The organism is Streptomyces sp. NPDC048106, from assembly GCF_040706415.1.
GTDB lineage: Bacteria > Actinomycetota > Actinomycetes > Streptomycetales > Streptomycetaceae > Streptomyces.
This window is the reverse complement of sequence record NZ_JBEZND010000006.1, coordinates 249,662-271,131: the sequence shown is the minus strand read 5'-3', so window position 1 is coordinate 271,131 and position 21,470 is coordinate 249,662. Positions and strand designations below refer to the sequence as shown.

Sequence of the window (21,470 nt, the reverse complement as noted above, 5' to 3'; positions counted from 1 at the left end):
CCTCCCGCACGGGGTTTTCCACAGATGCGGCGGACCCCCTTGAACCGACCGATCGTTCGGTTACTCTAGCCCTGACCGTCCCATTCCGCTGCTCTTTCTGCCAGGTCCTGAACTCGAAGGCGAGTTCTCCAGACGAGGAGTTGGTCCCGCATGGCCGCCGAACTGACCGCCCCCGAGCTGATCGCGAAGCACCGGCCCACTCTCGACCAGGCCCTGGAAGCGATCCGCACCCGCGCGTACTGGTCCCCGCACCCCGAGCACCCCAAGGCGTACGGCGAGCACGGCAGCCTGGACGCCGCCGCGGGCAAGGCCGCCTTCGACGCCCTGCTGGGCACCCGCCTCGACCTCGGCCAGGCGGGCACGGACGACTGGGTGGGCGGTGAGGTCTCGCCGTACGGCATCGAGCTGGGCGTGAGCTACCCGCACGCGGACCTGGACGTGCTGCTGCCCGCGATGAAGGCCGGGCAGCGGGCGTGGCGGGACGCGGGCGCCGAGGTGCGGGCCGTGGTCTGCCTGGAGATCCTCAAGCGCATCAGCGACCGGACGCACGAGTTCGCGCACGCCGTCATGCACACCAGCGGCCAGGCCTTCCTGATGGCGTTCCAGGCCGGCGGCCCGCACGCCCAGGACCGCGGCCTGGAGGCGGTGGCGTACGCGTACGCGGAGCAGGTCCGCACCCCCGGGGCCGCCGAGTGGACCAAGCCGCAGGGCAAGCGCGACCCGCTGGTGCTGACCAAGAACTTCACGCCCGTCCCGCGCGGCATCGGCCTGGTCATCGGCTGCAACACCTTCCCGACGTGGAACGGCTATCCGGGCCTGTTCGCCTCCCTGGCGACCGGCAACGCGGTCCTGGTCAAGCCGCACCCGCGCGCGGTGCTCCCGCTCGCGCTGACCGTGCGGATCGCCCGCGAGGTCCTCACCGAGGCCGGCTTCGACGCCGACCTGGTCGCCCTGGCCGCCGAGCGCCCCGGCGAGGGCATCGCCAAGGCCCTCGCGACCCGCCCGGAGATCCGGATCATCGACTACACCGGTTCGACGTCCTTCGGCGACTGGCTGGAGGCCAACGCCCGCCAGGCGCAGGTCTACACGGAGAAGGCCGGCGTCAACACCGTGATCGTGCACTCCACGGACGACTACAAGGGCATGCTGTCCAACCTGGCGTTCTCGCTGTCCCTGTACAGCGGCCAGATGTGCACCACCCCGCAGAACCTGCTGATCCCGAGGGACGGCATCCACACCGACCAGGGCCCGAAGACCTTCGACGAGGTCACCGCCGACCTCGCCCGCGCGGTCGACGGCCTGCTCGGGGACGACGCGCGGGCCAACGCGCTGCTGGGCGCGATCGTCAATCCCGACGTCAAGGCCCGCCTGGAGGCCGCGGCCGGCCTCGGCGAGGTCGGCCTCGCCTCGCGGGAGATCACCAACCCGGAGTTCCCGGGCGCGGTGGTGCGCACCCCGGTGATCGTCAAGCTGGACGGCGCCAAGCCGGACGCCGAGGCCGCCTACATGAGCGAGTGCTTCGGCCCCGTCTCCTTCGCCGTCGCGGTCGGCTCGGTGACCGACGCGGTGGAGCTGCTGCGGCGCACGGTCCGCGAGAAGGGCGCGATGACGGTCGGCGCGTACACCACCGACGGCGAGGTGGAGCGGGCCATCGAGGAGGTCTGCCTGGAGGAGGCCGCCCAGCTGTCCTTCAACCTCACGGGCGGGGTGTTCGTGAACCAGACCGCCGCCTTCTCCGACTTCCACGGCTCGGGCGGCAACCCGGCGGCGAACGCGGCCCTGTGCGACGGCGCCTTCGTGGCGAACCGGTTCCGGGTGGTCGAGGTGCGCCGGGAGGGCTAGGAACGGGCCAGAAAGCGAAAAGGTCGGGAGAGGAGGTTTCTTCTCCCGACGGCCGCGAAGCTACCGAAAGACAGAGCCTAGGCGGCGGGCGCGCCCGCGGCGGCGCTCCAGTGGTACAGCGTCATCGCCACGCTGGTGGCGAGGTTGTAGCTGGATACCTGGGGGCGCATCGGCAGCCGCAGCAGATGATCGGCCCTCGCGCGTACCTCCGCCGAGAGGCCGGTGCGCTCCGAGCCGAACGCGAGCACGGCGTCGTCGGGCAGCTCGGTGCCCCGGATGTCCTCGCCCTCCGGGTCCAGGGCGAACAGCGGGCCGGGCGGCAGCTCGTCGGCGCCGAGGCGCTCCACGGCGGTCGCGAAGTGCAGGCCCGCGCCGCCGCGCACCACCGTGGGATGCCACGGGTCGAGCGTGCCGGTGGTGACCACACCGGTCGCCCCGAAACCGGCGGCCAGCCGGATCACGGCGCCCGCGTTGCCGAGGTTGCGGGGGTTGTCGAGGACCACCACGGGGGCGGTGCGCGGCATCCGGGCGAGCGCGTCCAGATTGGCCGCGCGTGAGGGCCGTACGGCGAGCGCGGCGACCCCCGTCGGATGCGGGCGCGCCACGAGCGCGGCGTACGTCTGTTCGGGCACCTCGGTGAGCAGCCCGTCCAGGGTCCCCCGCACGTCCCCGGCCAGTTCCTCGGCCAGGGCGAGCGCGGCCCGCCGGTCGGTGGTGACCGCCACCGGCACTTCGGCCCCGAACCGCAGCGCGTGCTTGAGGGCGTGGAAGCCGTCGAGCAGCACGGCGGAGGCGGCGTGCTCGCGCCAGCGGGTCAAGGAGTCGGTCATGCCGTGAACCCTACGCGGCCGGGCGTGCTGTCCTCCGGGGTGCGAGGCGCGGGCACCGACCCGTCTCCGCCGTCGTTCTCGACGAACCGTCCCCGCGCGCGGGCGAGGAAGGACTCGATCCGGCGCAGGAAGGAGGTCGGCAGGAAGACCGCGTCCGCGCTGATCATCGCCAGCGAGAAGAACGGCAGGCCGAGGACGACCGCGATCACGGAGTGCTCCAGCACCAGCAGCACCAGCAGCACGTTCTTCACCCGCCGGTTGAGCAGGGTGAAGGGGAAGGCGACCTGCACGATGACGGTGCCGTACGCCACGATCATCAGGATGGTGCCGCTGGCGGACATCAGACCGGCGAGACCGGGCCAGGGAGTGAAGTAGTCCAGGTGGAGCGGGTAGTAGACGGCGGTGCCGTCCTGCCAGCGCGAGCCCTGGATCTTGTACCAGCCGGCCGTGGCGTAGATCAGGCACGCCTCGGCCATGATCACCACGAGGGCACCGTTGTGCAGGACGTTGGCGATCACGTCCAGCAGGATCCGCGGCTCGGCCGAGCGCGCCCGGCGCTGGACCAGCCACCACAGGCCGAGCGCCACCCACACCGTCCACAGCAGGACGGGGATCAGCCAGGCGTTGCCGAACAGCCGGCCGGTCGCCGTCACCGTGACCAGCGCGATTCCGAGGACCGCCCACAGGACCGGGCCGACCCGGTCGATGGGAAGCCGGTCGGCGGGGGCCCGCCCGACGCGCGCCGTCCGCCGCGCGTCGAGGGACCACACCTGCCCGCAGCGCGTGAACACGAGGTAGATGGCCATCAGGTGCAGCACGTTGTCGCCGCCGTCGCCGATGAAGACACTGCGGTTCTGCAGCGACAGGACACCCACCATGAACAGCACCGACGCGGTACGGGTGCGCCAGCCGAGCAGCAGCGCGGCGGCGGCGAGGATCGCGAGCGCGTAGAAACACTCGAACCACAACTGCCCGCTCGACCACATGAGGGCCGTGAAGGCGTGGTTGTCCTCGATCAGCCGCCGGCCCATGCTCCAGTCCCAGGGACCGTTCGGGCCGTACAGCTCCTGGCGGTGGGGGAACTCGCGCAGCAGGAAGAGCAGCCAGGTCCCGGCGAAGCCGATCCGGATCACGGCGCTCTGGTACGGCCCGAGGGCCGCCTCGGTGATACGGGCGAGCCCGCGCGACAGTGCCTGGGAGACCTGGTTCACCGCACGCCTCCGGCGGCCTCGTCGGCGCTCACCGTCCACCAGGGCAGCACGCGGTACATGGGCTTGTCGGACACCTGTTCATGGCTCCACGAGGGGGGCTGCACATTGAGGGTGCAGGAGCGGACCTGCACCCGCTGGATGACGCCGAGCTCGCTGGTGGGATCGGTGCGGTACAGGCGCATCACCACGATCCGGCGCAGGTACTCCTCGGAGAGGGCGCCGCGCATGCCGACGGGACGGTTGTCCGCGGTGTGCGTCGCGGTGAGGAAGTCCCAGGCGCGGCGCAGCTCGTTCTGCTGGGTGTGGCTGGGCGCCGGGTTGCCGACGATGGCCGCGCCGTCCTGGGCGGAGAGGTCGGTCCAGCCGGTGGTGCGCACGCTGCCGTCCTTCATCCGCACGTCGGCCCGCACCTGCACGGCGACGTTCTGCTGGAGCGGGTTGGGGGCGAACAGCTTCCAGTTCTGTTCGAACTCCGGGAAGACCCATTCTTCGACGGCCTTGCCGTGCTGCTTCGACACCGTGTTCTGCGGCGCGACGCTGAGGAACACCATCAGCAGATGCACACCGACGCCGACGACGATCGCGGCGACCGCGAGCGCGGCGACGACCTGGTAGCGGGGAGAGAGGGCGGCCAGCCCACGCCGGGGCGGCTCCTGGGCCATCGAGTCCGCGCCCGTCGAGTCCTCGTCCGTCGAGTCCTCGTCCGTCGAGTCCTCGTGCGTCGGTTCCCCGCCCTGCTTCTCGGACCCCTCTGAGGCGTCCGGATGCCTCCTGGGCCTCTCCGAGGTATCCGGATGGCTCTCGGACCTCTCCGAGGTGTCCGGCCGGATCCCGGATCTCTCCGTTCTGTCCGGCTCGTCCGGCTTCTCCGGGGGACGCGCCCCGGCCGACCCGTCCGGGCCGCGCACGGCCCCCGGGTCCTCGTCGTACGCGTCCATTCCGCCCCGTCCCCCAATTCCGGCTCAGTCGTAGGTCGGCCCACCAGGTCATCCCCGCCGGCCCATCCGATACGGCCGCCCGGCACAGGCACCGAACGGTTCACGGACGCCCATCGCGGCACATGCACGGAACGGTACTCAGCCCCGGCCCGCGAGCGCAGCCCCGGGGCCGGACGCTTCTGTCCCCACACGCTTCGTCCATGAACACCGCTCGTCCGCGGGCTCCGCTCGTCCACAAGTTCGGCTCGTCCACAGGTTCCGCGCGGAGTTTTCCACAGCGGTTGACACTGTCCGGCGGCCCGGCACACCATTGACGCACACGGACCGAACGATCGGTCGGGAGAGTCCCACCGCAGAACCCGAGGTCAGGGGGATCGCATGGCCACAGCAGCCGCGCAGCGCACGGCCCGCCCGGAGGCGGACGACGCCCGGAACACCGCCGGGGACCCGGCGGAACACCAGCGCGCCTTCGACGCGGCCGTGGCCGCCGACGAGCGCATCGAACCGCGCGACTGGATGCCCGACGCCTACCGCGCGACCCTGGTCCGCCAGATCGCTCAGCACGCGCACTCCGAGATAATCGGTATGCAGCCGGAGGCCAACTGGATCACCCGCGCGCCCTCCCTGCGCCGCAAGGCGATCCTGATGGCCAAGGTCCAGGACGAGGCGGGGCACGGCCTGTATCTGTACAGCGCGGCGGAGACCCTCGGCACCAGCCGGGACGAACTGCTCGACAAGCTGCACAGCGGCCGCCAGAAGTACTCCTCGATCTTCAACTACCCCACGCTGACCTGGGCCGACGTCGGCGCCATCGGCTGGCTGGTGGACGGCGCCGCGATCACCAACCAGGTCCCGCTGTGCCGCTGCTCCTACGGCCCGTACGCACGCGCCATGGTGCGGGTCTGCAAGGAGGAGTCCTTCCACCAGCGCCAGGGCTACGAGCTGCTGCTGGCCCTGAGCCAGGGCACCCCGGAACAGCACGCGATGGCACAGGACGCGGTGGACCGCTGGTGGTGGCCCTCGCTGATGATGTTCGGGCCGCCCGACGACGAGTCCCAGCACTCCGCCCAGTCGATGACCTGGAAGATCAAGCGCCACTCGAACGACGAGCTGCGCCAGCGCTTCGTCGACATCTGCGTCCCCCAGGCCGAATCCCTGGGCCTCACCCTCCCCGACCCGGACCTGACGTGGAACGAGGAGCGGGGGCACTACGACTTCGGCCGGATCGACTGGACGGAGTTCTGGGAGGTCCTCAAGGGCAACGGGCCGTGCAACGAACAGCGCCTCACCCAGCGCAGACGAGCCCATGACGAGGGCGCGTGGGTGCGGGAAGCGGCCGCCGCCCACGCGGCCAAGCACACCGGCGGCGCGGAAGCCGCCGGACACGAGACGACGGGAGCAAAGCGAGCATGAGCACCACCGACTGGCCCCTGTGGGAGGTCTTCGTGCGCTCCCGGCGCGGCCTCTCCCACACCCACGCCGGCAGCCTCCACGCGCCCGACGCCGAGATGGCGCTGCGCAATGCCCGCGATCTGTACACCCGCCGCGGCGAGGGCGTCTCCATCTGGGTCGTCCCGGCCGCCGCGATCACCGCGTCCTCGCCGGACGAGAAGGACCCCTTCTTCGAGCCGGCCGCCGACAAGCCCTACCGGCACCCGACCTTCTACGAGATCCCGGAAGGGGTGAAGCACCTGTGACCGCCACCGGCCCCGCCACCGTCCCGGTGACCGCCGCGCTCGCGCTCGGCGACGACGCCCTGGTGCTCTCCCACCGCCTGGGGGAGTGGGCCGGGCACGCCCCCGCCCTGGAGGAGGAGGTCGCTCTCGCCAACATCGCCCTCGACCTGCTCGGCCAGGCCCGGGTGCTGCTGTCCCTGGTCGGCGACGAGGACGAACTGGCCTTCCTGCGCGAGGAGCGGTCCTTCCGCAACCTCCAGCTGGTCGAGCAGCCGAACGGCGACTTCGCCCACACCATCGCCCGCCAGCTGTACTTCTCGACCTACCAGCACCTTCTGCACGCCGAACTCGCCGCCGGGGACGGTCCGTTCGCCCCGCTGGCCGCGAAGGCGGTCAAGGAGGTCGCCTACCACCGCGACCACGCCGAGCAGTGGACCCTGCGCCTCGGCGACGGCACCGAGACCAGCCATGAGCGGATGCGGCGCGCCTGTGACGCGCTGTGGCGGTTCACCGGGGAGATGTTCCAGCCCGTGGAGGGCCTGGACGTCGACTGGGCGGGCCTGGAGTCCCGTTGGCTGGAGTCGGTCACGCGGGTGCTCGACCGGGCCACCCTGACCGTCCCCGAGGGGCCCCGCATCGGGGCCTGGTCGGCGGGCGCCGGCCGCCAGGGCATCCACACCGAGTCCTTCGGCCGGATGCTCGCCGAGATGCAGCATCTGCACCGCAGTCATCCGGGGGCGTCATGGTGACCGCCACCGCTCTGGAGGCGGAGCTGCTGGAGCTGGCCGGCTCGGTCCCCGACCCCGAGCTTCCGGTGCTCACGCTCCATGAACTGGGCGTGGTGCGTGCGGTGCGCCTGCGCGGCACCGACGCCGCCGAGGTCGACCTGACCCCCACCTACACCGGCTGTCCGGCCATCGAGGCGATGTCCCTCGACATCCAACGGGCCCTGCGGGAGCACGGCCTGCGCGAGGTCTCGGTCCGCACCGTGCTCACACCCGCCTGGTCGACCGACGACATCACTCCCGAAGGCCGCCGCAAGCTGCGGGAGTTCGGCATAGCTCCCCCGCGGGTGCGCGAGGCCTCCGGTCCCATATCGCTGACCCTCGGCCCGACCCGCACCGACGACACCACCGAGGCCACCGAGGCCACCGAGGCCGAGCCGGTCCACTGCCCGCACTGCGACTCGGCCGACACCGAGCTGCTGAGCAGGTTCTCCTCCACCGCGTGCAAGGCACTGCGCCGCTGTCTGTCCTGCCGCGAACCGTTCGACCACTTCAAGGAGTTGTGATGGCGCGCTTCCACCCGCTCCAGGTGGCCGCGGTCGACCGGCTCACCGACGACTCCGTCGCCCTCACCCTCACCGTCCCGCCCGAGCTGCGCGCGGAGTACCGGCACGCACCCGGCCAGCACCTCGCGCTGCGGCGCCGGGTGGACGGCACGGAGGTGCGGCGGACCTACTCGATCTGCTCCCCCGCCCCGGACACCGAGGGCCCGAGCAGCCTGCGCGTGGGGGTGCGGCTGGTGGAGGGCGGCGCCTTCTCCACCTACGCGCTGAAGGAGATCAACGTCGGGGACGAGCTGGAGGTGATGACCCCGGCCGGCCGCTTCACCCTGGAGCCGGCGCCGGGGCTGTACGCGGCGATCGTCGGCGGCAGCGGCATCACCCCGGTGCTGTCCATCGTCTCCACCCTGCTGGCGAGGGAGCCCGAGGCCCGGTTCTGTCTGATACGCGGGGACCGTACGGCCGCCTCCACGATGTTCCTGGAGGAGGTCGCCGACCTGAAGGACCGCTACCCCGAGCGGCTTCAGCTGGTGACCGTGCTCTCCCGGGAGGAGCAGCAGGCGGGCCTGCCCTCCGGCCGGCTCGACCGGGAGCGCCTCGCCGGACTCCTGCCCGCGCTGCTGCCGGTGGAGCGGGTGGCAGGATGGTTCCTGTGCGGGCCCTACGGGCTGGTGCAGGGCGCCGAGGGGGCGCTGCACGGGCTGGGCGTGGACCGTGCCCGGATCCACCAGGAGATCTTCCACGTCGACTCGGGTCCCACCGCGGCGGGCACCGCATCGGCGGCCGCGCACAGTACCGTCACCGCCCGGCTCGACGGACGCGGTGGCACCTGGCAGGCGCAGGAGGGCGAGTCCCTGCTGGAGACCGTGCTGCGCAACCGTCCCGACGCGCCGTACGCCTGCAAGGGCGGGGTCTGCGGCACCTGCCGGGCCTTCCTGGTCTCCGGTGAGGTCCGCATGGACCGCAACTTCGCCCTGGAGCAGGAGGAGACGGACGCCGGATACGTGCTGGCCTGCCAGTCGCATCCGCTGACCGAACAGGTGGAGCTGGACTTCGACCGCTGAGAAACGCACCGCAGGACGCGCTGCGGGGAACGCACTGCGGGGAAAGGACCGCAGCGGGTCCCTTCCCCTCCCTGCGCGCCGCGGCTGCGGAGGGCGTTCGGCGGGCGGGGCTAGATCACGTGGCCCGGCTGGCCGTCGTCGGTGATCACGGGGCGGCCCGCGGCGGCCCAGGACTGCATGCCGCCGTCGATGTTCACCGCGTCGATGCCCTGCTGGACCAGATACATGGTGACCTGGGCGGACCGGCCGCCGGAGCGGCAGATCACGTGGACGGGGCCGTCCTGCGGGGCGGCCTCGGTCAGCTCGCCGTAACGGGCCACGAACTCGCTGGTCGGGATGTGCAGCGCTCCCTCGGCGTGGCCCGCCTGCCACTCGTCGTCCTCGCGGACGTCCAGCAGGAAGTCGTCGTCCTTGAGGTCCGCGACACCGACCGTGGGCACACCAGCTCCGAAATTCATGTCTCCGACGCTACCCGACGTCGGGCGTGGTTCAGCCCTGCCCCAGCAGCGCGGCCAGCTCCGCCTCCCGCCGGGTGATGTCGGCGCGGAGCTTGTCGGCGATCTCCTCCAGCAGCGCGTCGGGGTCGTCCGGGGCGAGGCGGAGCATGCCGGCGATGGCGCCGTCCTCCAGTTCGCGGGCGACCAGGTTGAGCAGTTCCTTGCGCTGGGAGAGCCATTCGAGGCGGGCGTAGAGCTCCTCGGCGGGGCTGGGGCGCCGCTCGGGCGGTACCGGTCCCGCCGCCCACTCCTCGGCCAGTTCCCTGAGCAGGTTCTCGTCGCCGCGGGCGTAGGCGGCGTTGACGCGGGTGAGGAACTCCTCTCGCCGGGTGCGCTCGTTCTCCTCCTGCGCCAGGTCGGGATGGGCCTTGCGGGCCAGCTCGCGGTAGAGCTTGCGGGCCTCCTCGCTGGGCCGCACCCGCTCCGGGGGGCGCACCGCCTGATCGGTGAGCATGGCGGCGGCCTCGGGATAGAGGCCGTGGCCGTCCATCCAGCCGTGCATCAGCTCTTCGACGCCGGGGATCGGCAGGACGTTGGCACGGGCCTCCTCGGCTCGGCGTACGTCCTCCGGGTCACCGGTGCGGGCGGCCGTCGCCTCGGCGATCTCGGCGTCCAGTTCCTCGAGACGCAGGTAGAGCGGGCCGAGTCGCTGTTCGTGCAGCCGGGAGAAGTTCTCGACCTCGACGCGGAAGGTCTCCACGGCGATCTCGTACTCGATCAACGCCTGCTCGGCGGCCCGTACTGCCTGTTCGAGCCGCGCCTCGGGGCGGGGGGCGTGGGGTTGTTCGGCTTCCGGGGTGGTCACGCGCCCCAGCGTAGTCGCTGCGCCCGGCTCGGACCGGGGGTGGAGGGGACGGTGCCGGTCCGGTGCCGGCGACGGGAGCCTGAGGCACCCCAGGGGCACCGGTCCGTCGCCGGGCGCGGGTCCGCCGCCGGGCGCGGGTCCGCCGCCGGGCGGGGTCCGTGGCGGACGGGGGTCCGTGGCGGACGGTCGCGCCCACGCGGCACAGCCCCGTACCAGGAGAGCCCCGCGCCCCCGAGGAACCGCGCTCGGCTCCCCTGGCGAATCCGCGGCGTCTCCCTATATGCCCAGCTCCGCCGCTATGCGGCCGGTCCGTATCGCCGTGACCAGAGCCGAGTGGTCGGATTCCGTGAGGTCGGCGTAGGTCACGGCGAAGGCGGCGACGGCGTTGTCCAGGTCCTCGTTCTTGCCGCAGTAGCCGGCGATCAGGCGGGGGTCGACGCTGTGGGAGTGGGCGCGGGCCAGGAGGGCGCCGGTCATGCGGGCGTAGTCGTCGAGTTGGTCGGCGGCGAGGGCGGCGGGGTCGACGCTGCCCTTGCGGTTGCGGAACTGCCGTACCTGGAAAGACCGTCCGTCGACCGTGGTCCAGCCCAGCAAGGTGTCGCTGACCACCTGCATCCGCTGCTGCCCGAGCACGACCCGGCGGCCTTCGTGCGCCACCGGCAGGGTCTCGAAACCGGCGGCGGCCAGGTGCGGGACCAGCGCGGAGGGGCGGGCCTCCTTCACCTGGAGGACCAGCGGATGCTCGCGGTGGTCGAGGAGCAGGACGACGTACGAGCGGGTGCCGACGCTGCCGGTGCCGACCACGCGGAAGGCCACGTCGTGCACCGTGTGCCGGGCGAGCAGGGGCCGGCGGTCGTCGGGCAGGGTCGTCAGGTACTCCTCCAGGGACGCGGCGACCGCGGCGGCCTCACGGTCCGGTATCCGGCGCAGAACCGGCGAGGCGTCGACGAAGCGCCGGCCGCCGTCCGGGTGCGGCTCGGTGGACTTCGCCGCGAACCGGCCGCTGGTGTTGGCGCGTGCCTTCTCCGAGACCCGCTGGAGGGTGCCGAGCAGGTCGTGGGCGTCGGCGTGGGAGACCAACTCCTCGTCCGCGATGGCGTTCCACGCGTCCAGCACCGGAAGCTTCCCCAGCAGCCGCATGGTGTGGCGGTAGGCGCCGGCCGCGTCCCGCGCCGCGGCACGGCAGGTGTCCTCGTCGGCACCCGCCTCGCGACCGGCCAGCACCAGCGAGGTGGCGAGCCGCTTCAGGTCCCACTCCCAGGGGCCGTGCGCGGTCTCGTCGAAGTCGTTGAGGTCGATGACGAGGCCGCCGCGGGCGTCGCCGTACAGGCCGAAGTTGGCGGCGTGCGCGTCGCCGCAGATCTGGGTGCCTATCCCTGTCACGGGGGTGCGCGCCAGGTCGTACGCCATGAGGCCGGCGGAACCCCGCAGGAAGGCGAAGGGGGTGGCCGCCATCCGGCCGACGCGGATCGGGGTCAGCTCCGGTATCCGGCCCGCGTTGGAGTCGACGACGGCACGCACCGCGTCCGGACGGCCGGCGTCCGGCCCGAAGACGCCGTGGGCACGGCGCGGCACGCTCGCCCGCAGGGCCTTGCCCTCCTCCTTGGGCGAACCCTGCCGCGGCCACGCGGCGAACCCACGCACCCGGGGCAACCTGCGCGCGCCACGCTCCCGCTGCTCCCCGTCCTCCCCTTGCTCCGCGTGCTCCCCTTGCCGCGGTTCACTCATCACGCCCGCACCGCTCCCGGCCACAGCGACCGCCTCCCCCGTACGCATCGACACGGACATCAACTCGGCACGACCGTACAACCGGTGCCGAAAACCGCGTCAGCCCCTGTGGACAACCCGGCAGTTGTGGACAACCCAACGGAGACGAGCACCCCGCGGAGACGAACACCCCGGCGAAGACGGACAACCCGGCGAAGACGAACAGCACTTCGTCACCGCCGACTTCAGCGCCGACGCGCCGAGTTCACCGCTCCGCCCGGCCCTCCCCCGCCTCCCCGCCCAGGTTCTCCGCGAGCCGGAACAACGCGGGCAGGGCGTTGCCGATGGCCCTGCGCGAGTCGTCGTCCAAGGCGCCGAGCGCGGCGTCGATGCGGCGTTCGTGTGCCGTGGTCCAGGCCGCGAGCTTCTCGCGGCCCGCGTCGGTGAGGGTGACGACGGAGGCACGGCGGTCGGCGGCGTCGACGTCCCGCGCGACCAGCCCCGCGCCGATCATCTGACCGATCAGCCCGCTGACCGTGCTCGGCGCCAGGCGCCGGCGCGCGGCGAGGTCGCTGATCCGTGCGGGCGAGTGCTCGCCCAGCACCTGCAACAGCTCGACCTGCGCCATGGGGAGCGTCTCCCACGGATAGTCGGTGCGGATCGACGAACGCAGCGCGCGGCGCAGCCGGGTGACGGCCTCGGTGAGCAGACGGGCCTCGGGCGCCTGGGCGGCGGGGCCGGGCGCGGAGACGTCAGGGCGTGGCTGCGCGGACATGCGGAAAGGGTAGCCGGGCGGCCTCCGCGGAAGGCCGGGCCGTCCGGAGCCCGGACGACCGCCCAGTACCAGTACCGGCACCGGCACCGGCACCGACACCGACCCCGACATCGACACGAGCCGCACCCCAAAGGCACACCTACGAACCCTCCCGCGGACCGGCCCACGCCGCCACCACCGCCACCGCCGACGCCACCACAAGAACGACGGCGGCCCACCGGGTCCCGCTCCGCAGGGCCTCGTCACCCCCCGTCCCGCCCACCTGCACCGCGAGCGTGACCAACGCGACCCCGAGCGCGGTCCCCAGCCCCCGCGTCATGTTCACCAGCCCGCCGCCTGTCCCGGACACCCGCGCGGGTATCGCGCCCATGATCAGCGCGTTGTTGGCCGGAGTGAACGTCCCCAGCCCCAGCCCGGTCACCGCGAGCAGCGGCACCAGCTCGCCGATACCCGGGGGGACGACCAGCAGCGCGGCCATCGCCACGGTGAGGACGCCCGCCCCGGCCAGGCACCGCCCCCGGTCCGAAAGGCCACGCGGCAGCACCCGGTCGCCCCCGGTCGCGGCCAGCGCGAACCCGGCCGGCAGGGCGGTGAGCACCAGCCCCGCGGTCAGCTCGGACCCGCCCCGCGCGGTGAGCACGACGGGCACCAGGACCAGCGGTCCGAACAGCACCAGGTAGCCGCTCAGGGCGCCCACCAGGCCGTACGCCACCGCCGGTATCCGCAGCAGGGCGAGGTCGAGCAGGGGCGCGGCCGCCCGCCGCTGGCGCCGGACGAAGGCCCGGCCCGCCACGGCCGCGACCACGAACAGCGCGGCCACGCCCCAGCGGGGCACCGGCAGCCCGGAGGCCGCGGAGACCCCCATCAGGGCACCGGTGGTGGCCACGGCCAGCAGCAGGAGCCCCGGCCAGTCGAAGCGGGTGACCCGGGTACGGGCCCGGGTGCGGGGCAGCAGGTAGTGCCCGGCGACGAGCGCGACGACGCCGACCGGCACGTTCACCCAGAACACCCAGCGCCAGCCCAGCGTCGACACCAGGGCGCCGCCGACCGTCGGCCCCAGGGCCAGCCCCAGGGCCTGCGCGGCGGCCTGCACCCCGAGCGCACATCGCATCCGCTCGCGCGGCGCGCTGGTGGTCACCAGCGCCACGCTGTTGGCCTGCATCATGGCGGCGCCGGCCGCCTGGACGACGCGGAAGGCCACGAGGGACCCCAGCGAGGGCGCGAAGCCGCAGGCCGCGGAGGCGAGGGTGAAGACGGCGAAGCCGTACAGGTAGAGCAGTTTGCGGCCGTGGGCGTCGGCCAGCCGCCCCACGGGCACCAGCAGCGCCACCAGGGCCAGCAGATAGGCCAGCGAGACCCACTCGACGGCCGCGAGCGAGGCGTGGAAGCCGGTGCGCAGGCCACCGTAGGTGAGGGTGACGATGCTGGCGTCCAGCTGGCCCATGAACGCGCCGAAGCACACCGTGCCCACGGCCAGCCACCAGCCGTTCGGACGCGAGCGGATGGCCTCCGGGCGGGGCCGCTCCGCGGTGAGCAGGGCGAGTCCGCGCCGAACGGACGGCCGCGGTCGCGTGTCGGTGGCCATACCCCCAGATTACATCGGACACCGAAATACTTTGCCGGCGTCCTAATGTCCGGGGATCAGCGGTTGACCGAGGCTGCCCTCACCAGAGCGAAGAACCTCAGGGCAGGACCACTAACTCGCCTCACCACAGCGGACGTTGCGACGGGGTTCAGGTGATCCTGCCCCTGAGAGCTTCCTCACACGGCCCGTTGGCCGCACCGGAAGCCCGGAGACAGGCACCACAACGTGTGAACGAACGCGTGAGCGTAAGAACGCAAAAAAGAGGAATGGGCGGCATCGCTATCGCGATACCGCCCATTCCCGCTGTGCGCGAGGGGGGAGTTGAACCCCCACGCCCTTTCGGGCACTGGAACCTGAATCCAGCGCGTCTGCCTATTCCGCCACCCGCGCATTGGGTGTGTCTTCCGGTTTCGGCCCTTTCGGGCTGGCCCCTTCCGACATGCAGAACATTAGCACGTCGTACGGGGTGGGTTCACATCCCTTCCTCGCGGCCAACGACCGGCCGCCGACCGGGCCTCGACCAGCCCACGACCGGCCACCGACCAGCCCTCGACCAGACCCACCGCGTCCGCCCCGCGGGCCCGGCACCCGACCGCGACCGCTTCCGCCCGAACCCCGCCCGATCCCGACCACCTCCGCCCGAGCCTCGACCGCACCCCGCCCGCACCCCCGAAGACCCCACCGCCACCGCCACCCCCCACCACCCCGCACCACCCCCGCCCCCTCCCGACTCACCCCTCCCGCACCGTGACCGTCCCCACACCCGTGACCATCCGCACAGCATCTCGCCGCTTCAGCGCGTATCAAGGAGTCCCGGTTCAGGTATCAACCTCGTACCGGTACCCCGCATCTCTCCAGGAGAGGGGACGGGTGCGGGTCCGGGTGCGGGACACTGGTCTTCGCCCGGCCCTACGATCCATGCCGGGGAGGAGTTGGAAGCGGAGCGGCTGGGGGAACCGGCTGTTTGCCGGGGGCGTGGATACGATCAGTAAGCAGTACCAGCGGTACCCGGCAAGGCAACGCAGAGAGCACCACAGGCACCACAAGCACCACGCACCACACGCACCACACAGAGCAGGGCAGGAACCGACAAGGGACGGAGGAGGTGCCCCATGGGAGTCCTGAAGAAGTTCGAGCAGCGTCTCGAAGGTCTGGTGAACGGCACCTTCGCCAAGGTCTTCAAGTCCGAGGTCCAGCCCGTGGAGATCGCCGGCGCGCTCCAGCGGGAGTGCGACAACAACGCGACCATCTGGAACCGCGACCGCACCGTCGTACCCAACGACTTCATCGTGGAGCTCAGCGCGCCCGACTACGAGCGCCTCAGCCCCTATTCCGGGCAGCTCGGCGACGAGCTGGCCGGCATGGTGCGTGACTACGCGAAGCAGCAGCGTTACACCTTCATGGGCCCGATCAAGGTCAACCTGGAGAAGGCCGACGACCTGGACACCGGGCTCTACCGGGTGCGCTCGCGCACCCTCGCCTCCTCCAGCAACCAGCAGGCGGGCCCGGCCGGGCAGGGCCCCGCGCCCGCCGGCCGCTCCGGCCAGGCCGGACAAGGCGCGCAGGGACAGGGTGGCTACGGCTACCCGCCCGCCATGCCCGCCGGCGCGCCCCCCATGCCCGCCGCCCCGCCGCCCGGCGCCCGCCCCGGCGGCTACGGCTACCCGCAGCCCGCCACCCAGCGCCCCGCGGCCGCCCCGATGAGCGGCGGACGCACCCGCTACTGGATCGAGATCAACGGCACCCGCCACCAGATCTCCCGGGCGACCCTGGTGCTGGGCCGCAGCACCGAGGCCGACGTGCGGATCGACGACCCCGGCGTCTCCCGCCGGCACTGCGAGATCCGGACCGGAACGCCCTCGACGATCCAGGACCTCGGCTCCACCAACGGCATCGTGGTGGACGGGCAGCACACCACCCGCGCTACGCTCCGCGACGGCTCGCGGATCGTCGTGGGCAGCACCACCGTTATCTATAGGCAAGCCGAAGGGTGAAGCGGGGGCAATGTCAGAGCTGACCCTCACGGTCATGCGGCTGGGTTTCCTGGCCGTACTGTGGCTGTTCGTGATCGTGGCCGTGCAGGTCATCCGCAGCGACCTGTTCGGTACGCGCGTCACCCAGCGCGGATCGCGCAGGGAGGCCGGGCGGGCCCAGCCCGCCGGCGGACGTCAGGCCCGGCAGCAGGCCGCGCCCCCGCAGCAGCGCGGCCAGCAGGGCGGCGGCGGCCGACGCGGCCGCAACGCTCCCACCAAGCTGGTCGTGAGCGAAGGCACCCTGACCGGCACCACCGTCGCGCTCCAGGGCCAGACCATCACGCTCGGCCGGGCGCACGACTCCACGATCGTGCTGGACGACGACTACGCCTCCAGCCGCCATGCCAGGATCTACCCCGACCGCGACGGCCAGTGGATCGTCGAGGACCTGGGGTCGACCAACGGCACCTACCTGGACCGGTCCCGGCTGACGACCCCCACGCCGATCCCGCTGGGCGCGCCGATCCGCATCGGGAAGACCGTCATCGAGCTGCGGAAGTAGTGCGACATCATGAGTGAGCGCGAGCGGAGCGAGCACGCGGCGGCGGACCGCCTTCCGGTCCCCGGCGCGCTCCCGACCGGAGGGTGGGCAGTGTGGCTCGACACGACCGGCTGCATTCGGAGCCGACGGGCGAGGTGCGCATGAGTCTGTCACTGCGCTTTGCCGCCGGTTCGCACAAGGGCATGATCCGCGAGGGCAACGAGGACTCCGGTTACGCCGGCCCCCGCCTGCTCGCGATCGCCGACGGCATGGGCGGCCAGGCGGCCGGCGAGGTCGCCTCCTCCGAGGTGATCTCCACCCTGGTCAGCCTCGACGACGACGTGCCCGGCTCCGACATCCTCACCTCCCTCGGCGTGGCCGTGCGGCGCGCCAACGACCAGCTGCGCTCCATGGTCGAGGAGGACCCCCAGCTCGAAGGCATGGGCACCACGCTCACCGCGCTGCTGTGGACCGGCCAGCGGCTCGGCCTGGTGCACGTCGGCGACTCGCGCGCCTATCTGCTGCGCGACGGGGTGCTCACCCAGATCACCCAGGACCACACCTGGGTGCAGCGGCTCGTGGACGAGGGCCGGATCACCGAGGAGGAGGCGACCACCCATCCGCAGCGCTCGCTGCTGATGCGCGCCCTCGGCAGCGGCGATCACGTCGAGCCCGACCTGTCCATCCGCGAGGTCCGCGCCGGCGACCGGTACCTGATCTGCTCCGACGGCCTGTCCGGCGTCGTCTCCCACCAGACGATGGAGGAGACCCTCGCCAGCTACCAGGGCCCGCAGGAGACCGTGCAGGAGCTGATCCAGCTCGCGCTGCGCGGCGGCGGCCCGGACAACATCACCGTCATCGTGGCCGACGTGCTCGACCTGGACACCGGCGACACCCTCGCGGGCCAGCTGTCCGACCAGCCCGTCGTGGTCGGCGCGGTCGCCGAGAACCAGAGCCACCTGCACGACAACGGGATCATGCAGACCCCGGCGGGACGCGCCTCCCACCTGGGCCGGCAGGGTCACGGCGGCGGCGAGTTCGGCCCGCCCGGCTCCGGTGACGCCACCGGCTACGCCCCGGCGGGCAGCTTCGACGACTACGCCGACGGCGACTTCACCAAGCGCGGCAAGGGCCGCAAGTGGCTGAAGGCCTCCCTCTACAGCGCCCTCGCCCTCGCGGTGATCGGCGGCGGCCTCTACGGCGGCTACCGCTGGACGCAGACGCAGTACTACGTCGGCGCCAACGAGGAGCACGTCGCGCTGTACCGCGGGATCAGCCAGGACCTGGCCTGGGTGTCGCTGTCGAAGATGCAGAAGGACCACCCCGAGATCGAACTCAAGTACCTGCCGTCGTACCAGCAGAAGCAGGTCAAGGCGACGATCGCCGAGGGCGGCCTCAAGGACGCCCAGTCGAAGATCCAGGAGCTGGCCGTGCAGGCCTCCGCCTGCAAGAAGGAGACCGAGCGCCAGGACGCCGAGCGCACCCAGCCGGCCAAGCCGCACACGGGCAAGACCAGCGGCACCAAGACCAGCGCGGGCAGCGCCACCGGCACCGCGACCCGTACCGCGTTCACCCAGACGACCGCGACCACGAACCCGAAGACGTCCCCGTCCTCCCCGGGAACCGCGGGATCCTCGAAGTCTTCGTCCACGACCCCGTCCGCGACCCCCAGCCCCGGCCCCACCCTCTCGGAGGATGAGCAGAAGGTCGTCTCGCTGTGCGGTAAGCAGTAGGCAAGCCGTGAGAGGCCCTGTCACACGATGAGCAGTACGACTAACTCGCCGACGCACCACACGTCCACCATCGGCGCGATCGGCGCGCCGAGCCGCCGCAACACCGAGCTGGCCCTGCTGATCTTCGCGGTGCTCATCCCGGTGTTCGCCTACGCCAACGTGGGCCTGGCCATCGACAACAAGGTGCCCGCAGGCCTGCTGAGCTACGGCCTGGGCCTCGGCCTGCTGGCCGGCGTGGCCCACCTCGTCGTACGGAAGTTCGCCCCGTACGCCGACCCGCTGCTGCTGCCGCTGTCCACCCTGCTCAACGGGCTCGGCCTGGTCTGCATCTGGCGGCTCGACCAGTCCAAGGCGCTCCAGCAGCTCCATGTGGCGGGCGGCAAGGCGACCAACCAGCTCATGTACACGGCCATGGGCATCGCCCTGTTCGTGGCCGTCCTGTACTTCCTCAAGGACCACCGCACGTTCCAGCGCTACACCTACATCTCCATGGTGGTCGCGCTGCTCCTGCTGCTGCTCCCGCTGGTCCCGGGCCTCGGTCTGAACGTCTACGGCGCCAAGATCTGGATCTCGGTCGGCGGCTTCACCATCCAGCCCGGTGAGTTCGCCAAGATCGTGCTGGCGATCTTCTTCGCCGGCTACCTGATGGTGAAGCGCGACGCGCTGGCCCTCGCCAGCCGCCGCGTCATGGGCCTCTACCTGCCGCGCGGCCGCGACCTCGGCCCGATCCTCGTGGTCTGGGCGATGTCCATCGTGATCCTGGTCTTCGAGACCGACCTCGGTACGTCGCTGCTGTTCTTCGGCATGTTCGTGATCATGCTGTACGTCGCCACCGAGCGGACGAGCTGGATCGTCTTCGGTCTGCTGATGTCCGCGGTCGGCGCCGTCGGCGTGGCGAGCTTCGAGTCGCACGTGAAGATGCGTGTGCAGGCCTGGCTCGACCCGCTGAAGGAGTACAAGCTCTCCCAGCAGGGCGTCGGCGGCCACTCCGAGCAGGCCATGCAGGCCCTGTGGGCGTTCGGCTCCGGCGGCACCCTCGGCACCGGCTGGGGCCAGGGCCACTCCGAGCTGATCAAGTTCGCCGCCAACTCCGACTTCATCCTCGCCACCTTCGGCGAGGAACTGGGCCTGGCCGGCCTCATGGCGATCCTGCTGATCTACGGCCTGATCGCGGAACGCGGCGTGCGCACCGCCCTCGCCGCCCGCGACCCGTTCGGCAAACTGCTCGCCATCGGCCTCTCCGGCGCCTTCGCGCTCCAGGTCTTCGTGGTGGCCGGCGGTGTCATGGGTCTCATCCCGCTGACCGGTATGACCATGCCGTTCCTCGCGTACGGCGGTTCCTCCGTGATCGCCAACTGGGCGCTCATCGGCGTCCTGATCCGGATCAGCGACACCGCCCGCCGCCCGGCACCCGCCCCCGCAGCCAACCCCGACGCCGAGATGACCCAGGTGGTCCGCCCGTCATGAACAAGCCCCTGCGCCGGATCGCGATCTTCTGCGGTCTGCTCGTCCTGGCCCTGCTCGTCCGCGACAACTACCTCCAGTACGTCAAGGCGGACACGCTGCGCAGCGACCCGCTGAACCGCCGGGTCGCCATCGAGCGCTACTCCGCGCCACGCGGCGACATCATCGTGGACGGCAACCCGGTGACCGGCTCGGTCGAGCTCAAGCACGGCGACTTCAAGTACAAGCGGACCTACAAGAACGGGCCCATGTGGGCCCCGGTGACCGGCTACTCCTCCCAGGCCTTCGGCGGCACCCAGCTGGAGAACCTGGACGACGACATCCTCACCGGCAACGACGACCGGCTCTTCTTCCGCAACACCCTGGACATGATCACGGGCAAGCCGAAGCAGGGCGGCAACGTCGTCACCACGCTCAACGGCGCCGCGCAGAAGGCCGCGTACAACGGCCTCAAGGCCCAGGGCGGCAAGGGCGCGGTCGTCGCGCTCGACCCGGCCACCGGCAAGATCCTGGCCCTGGCCTCCTACCCGTCGTACGACCCCTCGACCTTCGCGGGGAACACCAACGACGACGCCAAGGCCAGGAACAAGCTGCTGAAGGAGAACGACCCGGCCGACCCGACGCTCAACCGGGCGCTGCGCGAGACCTACCCGCCGGGTTCCACCTTCAAGATCGTCACCGCGGCCGCGGCGCTGGAGAACGGCAAGTACACCTCGGCCGACCAGCCGACCGACTCGCCGTTGCCCTACATCATGCCGGGCACCACGACCCCGCTGAACAACGAGGGCAACATCCCCTGCAAGAACGCCACCATGCGGGTCGCGCTCCAGTACTCCTGCAACACCGTCTTCGGCAAGATCGGCGCCGACCTCGGCAACGACAAGATGCTGGCGGAGGCGAAGAAGTTCGGCTTCGACGCGCAGCAGTTCACCCCTGTGCGCTCCAACGCGTCCGTGTTCTCCGACAACATGAACACCTCGCAGACCGCGCTGTCCTCCATCGGCCAGTACAACACCGCCGCCACCCCGCTCCAGATGGCCATGGTCGCCTCGGCGGTCGCCAACGACGGCAAGCTGATGAAGCCGTACATGGTGGACGAGCTGGAGGCCTCCAACCTCGACCCGGTGGAGAAGACCAAGCCGCAGGAGATGAGCCGGCCGCTGACGCCGCAGAACGCGCAGATCCTGCAGTCGATGATGGAGACCGTGGTCGAGAAGGGCACCGGCACCAACGCCCGGATCCCCGGCGTCACCGTCGGCGGCAAGACCGGTACCGCCCAGCACGGCGTGGCCAACAGCGCCAACCCCTACGCCTGGTTCCTCTCCTACGCCAAGCTCGCCGACGGCAGCTCCCCGGTGGCCGTGGCCGTGGTGGTCGAGGACGAGCACGCCAACCGTGACGACATCTCCGGCGGCGGCCTGGCCGCGCCGATCGCGAAGAACGTGATGGAGGCGGTCATCAACTCCAAGAAGTGACGACCATCACATCCCCTTCACAACGACGCACGTTGCGATACCGGTCCGATATCGGGTTCCGGGCTTGGC

19 protein-coding genes and 1 tRNA gene are annotated in these 21,470 nt (G+C 71.6%); 11 read left to right on the top strand and 9 right to left on the bottom strand.

All coding sequences use genetic code 11. From position 1 onward, the window contains the following. Positions 1–150: 150 nt before the first annotated feature. Entirely contained in the window at positions 151–1,842 is a 1,692-nt protein-coding gene (gene paaN, locus AB0927_RS09025; protein WP_366666850.1) for a phenylacetic acid degradation protein PaaN, read from the top strand. 77 nt (positions 1,843–1,919) lie between these two features. Here the strand turns inward: paaN and AB0927_RS09020 are convergent, their stop codons facing one another. From AB0927_RS09020 to AB0927_RS09010, 3 genes are read right to left on the bottom strand one after another with little or no spacing between them, the layout of a single operon-like run. Beyond that, positions 1,920–2,672 (bottom strand): TrmH family RNA methyltransferase, encoded by a 753-nt coding sequence (locus AB0927_RS09020; RefSeq protein WP_366666849.1) that lies wholly within the window; start codon positions 2,670–2,672, stop codon positions 1,920–1,922. After that, entirely contained in the window at positions 2,669–3,883 is a 1,215-nt protein-coding gene (locus AB0927_RS09015) for an HTTM domain-containing protein (protein ID WP_366666848.1), read from the bottom strand. The genes AB0927_RS09020 and AB0927_RS09015 overlap by 4 nt, the downstream gene beginning before the upstream one ends. Then, positions 3,880–4,821, bottom strand: a complete 942-nt coding sequence (locus AB0927_RS09010) for a DUF5819 family protein (RefSeq protein WP_366666847.1) — start codon at positions 4,819–4,821, stop codon at positions 3,880–3,882. The genes AB0927_RS09015 and AB0927_RS09010 overlap by 4 nt, the downstream gene beginning before the upstream one ends. A gap of 378 nt (positions 4,822–5,199) precedes the next feature. Between AB0927_RS09010 and paaA the strand changes: the two genes are divergently transcribed. From paaA to paaE, 5 genes are read left to right on the top strand one after another with little or no spacing between them, the layout of a single operon-like run. Next, a complete protein-coding gene (gene paaA / locus AB0927_RS09005; RefSeq protein WP_366666846.1) occupies positions 5,200–6,234 on the top strand; it encodes a 1,2-phenylacetyl-CoA epoxidase subunit PaaA in 1,035 nt (344 codons plus the stop codon). Next, on the top strand, positions 6,231–6,518 hold the full coding sequence (gene paaB / locus AB0927_RS09000) for a 1,2-phenylacetyl-CoA epoxidase subunit PaaB (RefSeq protein WP_366666845.1): 288 nt from the start codon (positions 6,231–6,233) through the stop codon (positions 6,516–6,518). Before paaA ends, paaB begins: the two co-directional genes overlap by 4 nt. Then, positions 6,515–7,246 (top strand): 1,2-phenylacetyl-CoA epoxidase subunit PaaC, encoded by a 732-nt coding sequence (gene paaC / locus AB0927_RS08995; RefSeq protein WP_366666844.1) that lies wholly within the window; start codon positions 6,515–6,517, stop codon positions 7,244–7,246. Before paaB ends, paaC begins: the two co-directional genes overlap by 4 nt. Further along, complete coding sequence (gene paaD / locus AB0927_RS08990; RefSeq protein WP_366666843.1) at positions 7,240–7,788, top strand: 1,2-phenylacetyl-CoA epoxidase subunit PaaD; 549 nt, start codon at positions 7,240–7,242, stop codon at positions 7,786–7,788. Before paaC ends, paaD begins: the two co-directional genes overlap by 7 nt. After that, positions 7,788–8,846 carry a 1,2-phenylacetyl-CoA epoxidase subunit PaaE gene (gene paaE, locus AB0927_RS08985; protein WP_366666842.1) on the top strand — a complete coding sequence of 353 codons (1,059 nt, stop codon included), beginning with the start codon at positions 7,788–7,790 and terminating at the stop codon, positions 8,844–8,846. Before paaD ends, paaE begins: the two co-directional genes overlap by 1 nt. 110 nt (positions 8,847–8,956) lie before the next feature. Here paaE and AB0927_RS08980 read toward each other — a convergent pair whose 3' ends face one another. The 6 genes from AB0927_RS08980 to AB0927_RS08955 all read right to left on the bottom strand — a co-directional run bounded on the left by AB0927_RS08980 (position 8,957) and on the right by AB0927_RS08955 (position 14,605). Continuing rightward, a complete protein-coding gene (locus AB0927_RS08980) occupies positions 8,957–9,286 on the bottom strand; it encodes a rhodanese-like domain-containing protein (protein ID WP_366666897.1) in 330 nt (109 codons plus the stop codon). Between the two features lie 49 nt (positions 9,287–9,335). Beyond that, the gene (locus tag AB0927_RS08975) at positions 9,336–10,148 is read right to left on the bottom strand and encodes a hypothetical protein (protein WP_366666841.1); all 813 of its coding nucleotides are present in this window, start codon (positions 10,146–10,148) and stop codon (positions 9,336–9,338) included. A gap of 276 nt (positions 10,149–10,424) precedes the next feature. Beyond that, on the bottom strand, positions 10,425–11,876 hold the full coding sequence (locus AB0927_RS08970) for a DUF2252 domain-containing protein (protein ID WP_366666840.1): 1,452 nt from the start codon (positions 11,874–11,876) through the stop codon (positions 10,425–10,427). Positions 11,877–12,120: 244 nt separating this feature from the next. Further along, complete coding sequence (locus tag AB0927_RS08965; RefSeq protein WP_366666839.1) at positions 12,121–12,630, bottom strand: MarR family winged helix-turn-helix transcriptional regulator; 510 nt, start codon at positions 12,628–12,630, stop codon at positions 12,121–12,123. A 139-nt stretch (positions 12,631–12,769) separates the two neighbouring features. Further along, entirely contained in the window at positions 12,770–14,215 is a 1,446-nt protein-coding gene (locus AB0927_RS08960) for an MFS transporter (protein ID WP_366666838.1), read from the bottom strand. Between the two features lie 306 nt (positions 14,216–14,521). After that, positions 14,522–14,605 (bottom strand) — tRNA-Leu (locus AB0927_RS08955). 722 nt (positions 14,606–15,327) lie between these two features. Here AB0927_RS08955 and AB0927_RS08950 point away from each other — a divergent pair. The 5 genes from AB0927_RS08950 (at position 15,328) to AB0927_RS08930 (ending at position 21,401) form a co-directional block, all read left to right on the top strand. After that, positions 15,328–16,209 (top strand): DUF3662 and FHA domain-containing protein, encoded by an 882-nt coding sequence (locus AB0927_RS08950; RefSeq protein ID WP_366666837.1) that lies wholly within the window; start codon positions 15,328–15,330, stop codon positions 16,207–16,209. Between the two features lie 10 nt (positions 16,210–16,219). Beyond that, positions 16,220–16,750 (top strand): FHA domain-containing protein, encoded by a 531-nt coding sequence (locus AB0927_RS08945; protein ID WP_366666836.1) that lies wholly within the window; start codon positions 16,220–16,222, stop codon positions 16,748–16,750. A 140-nt stretch (positions 16,751–16,890) separates the two neighbouring features. Beyond that, positions 16,891–18,462 carry a Stp1/IreP family PP2C-type Ser/Thr phosphatase gene (locus AB0927_RS08940; RefSeq protein ID WP_366666835.1) on the top strand — a complete coding sequence of 524 codons (1,572 nt, stop codon included), beginning with the start codon at positions 16,891–16,893 and terminating at the stop codon, positions 18,460–18,462. Positions 18,463–18,489: 27 nt separating this feature from the next. Beyond that, complete coding sequence (locus AB0927_RS08935; RefSeq protein WP_366666834.1) at positions 18,490–19,929, top strand: FtsW/RodA/SpoVE family cell cycle protein; 1,440 nt, start codon at positions 18,490–18,492, stop codon at positions 19,927–19,929. After that, complete coding sequence (locus AB0927_RS08930) at positions 19,926–21,401, top strand: penicillin-binding protein 2 (RefSeq protein ID WP_366666833.1); 1,476 nt, start codon at positions 19,926–19,928, stop codon at positions 21,399–21,401. Before AB0927_RS08935 ends, AB0927_RS08930 begins: the two co-directional genes overlap by 4 nt. The last annotated feature ends 69 nt before the right edge of the window (positions 21,402–21,470 follow it).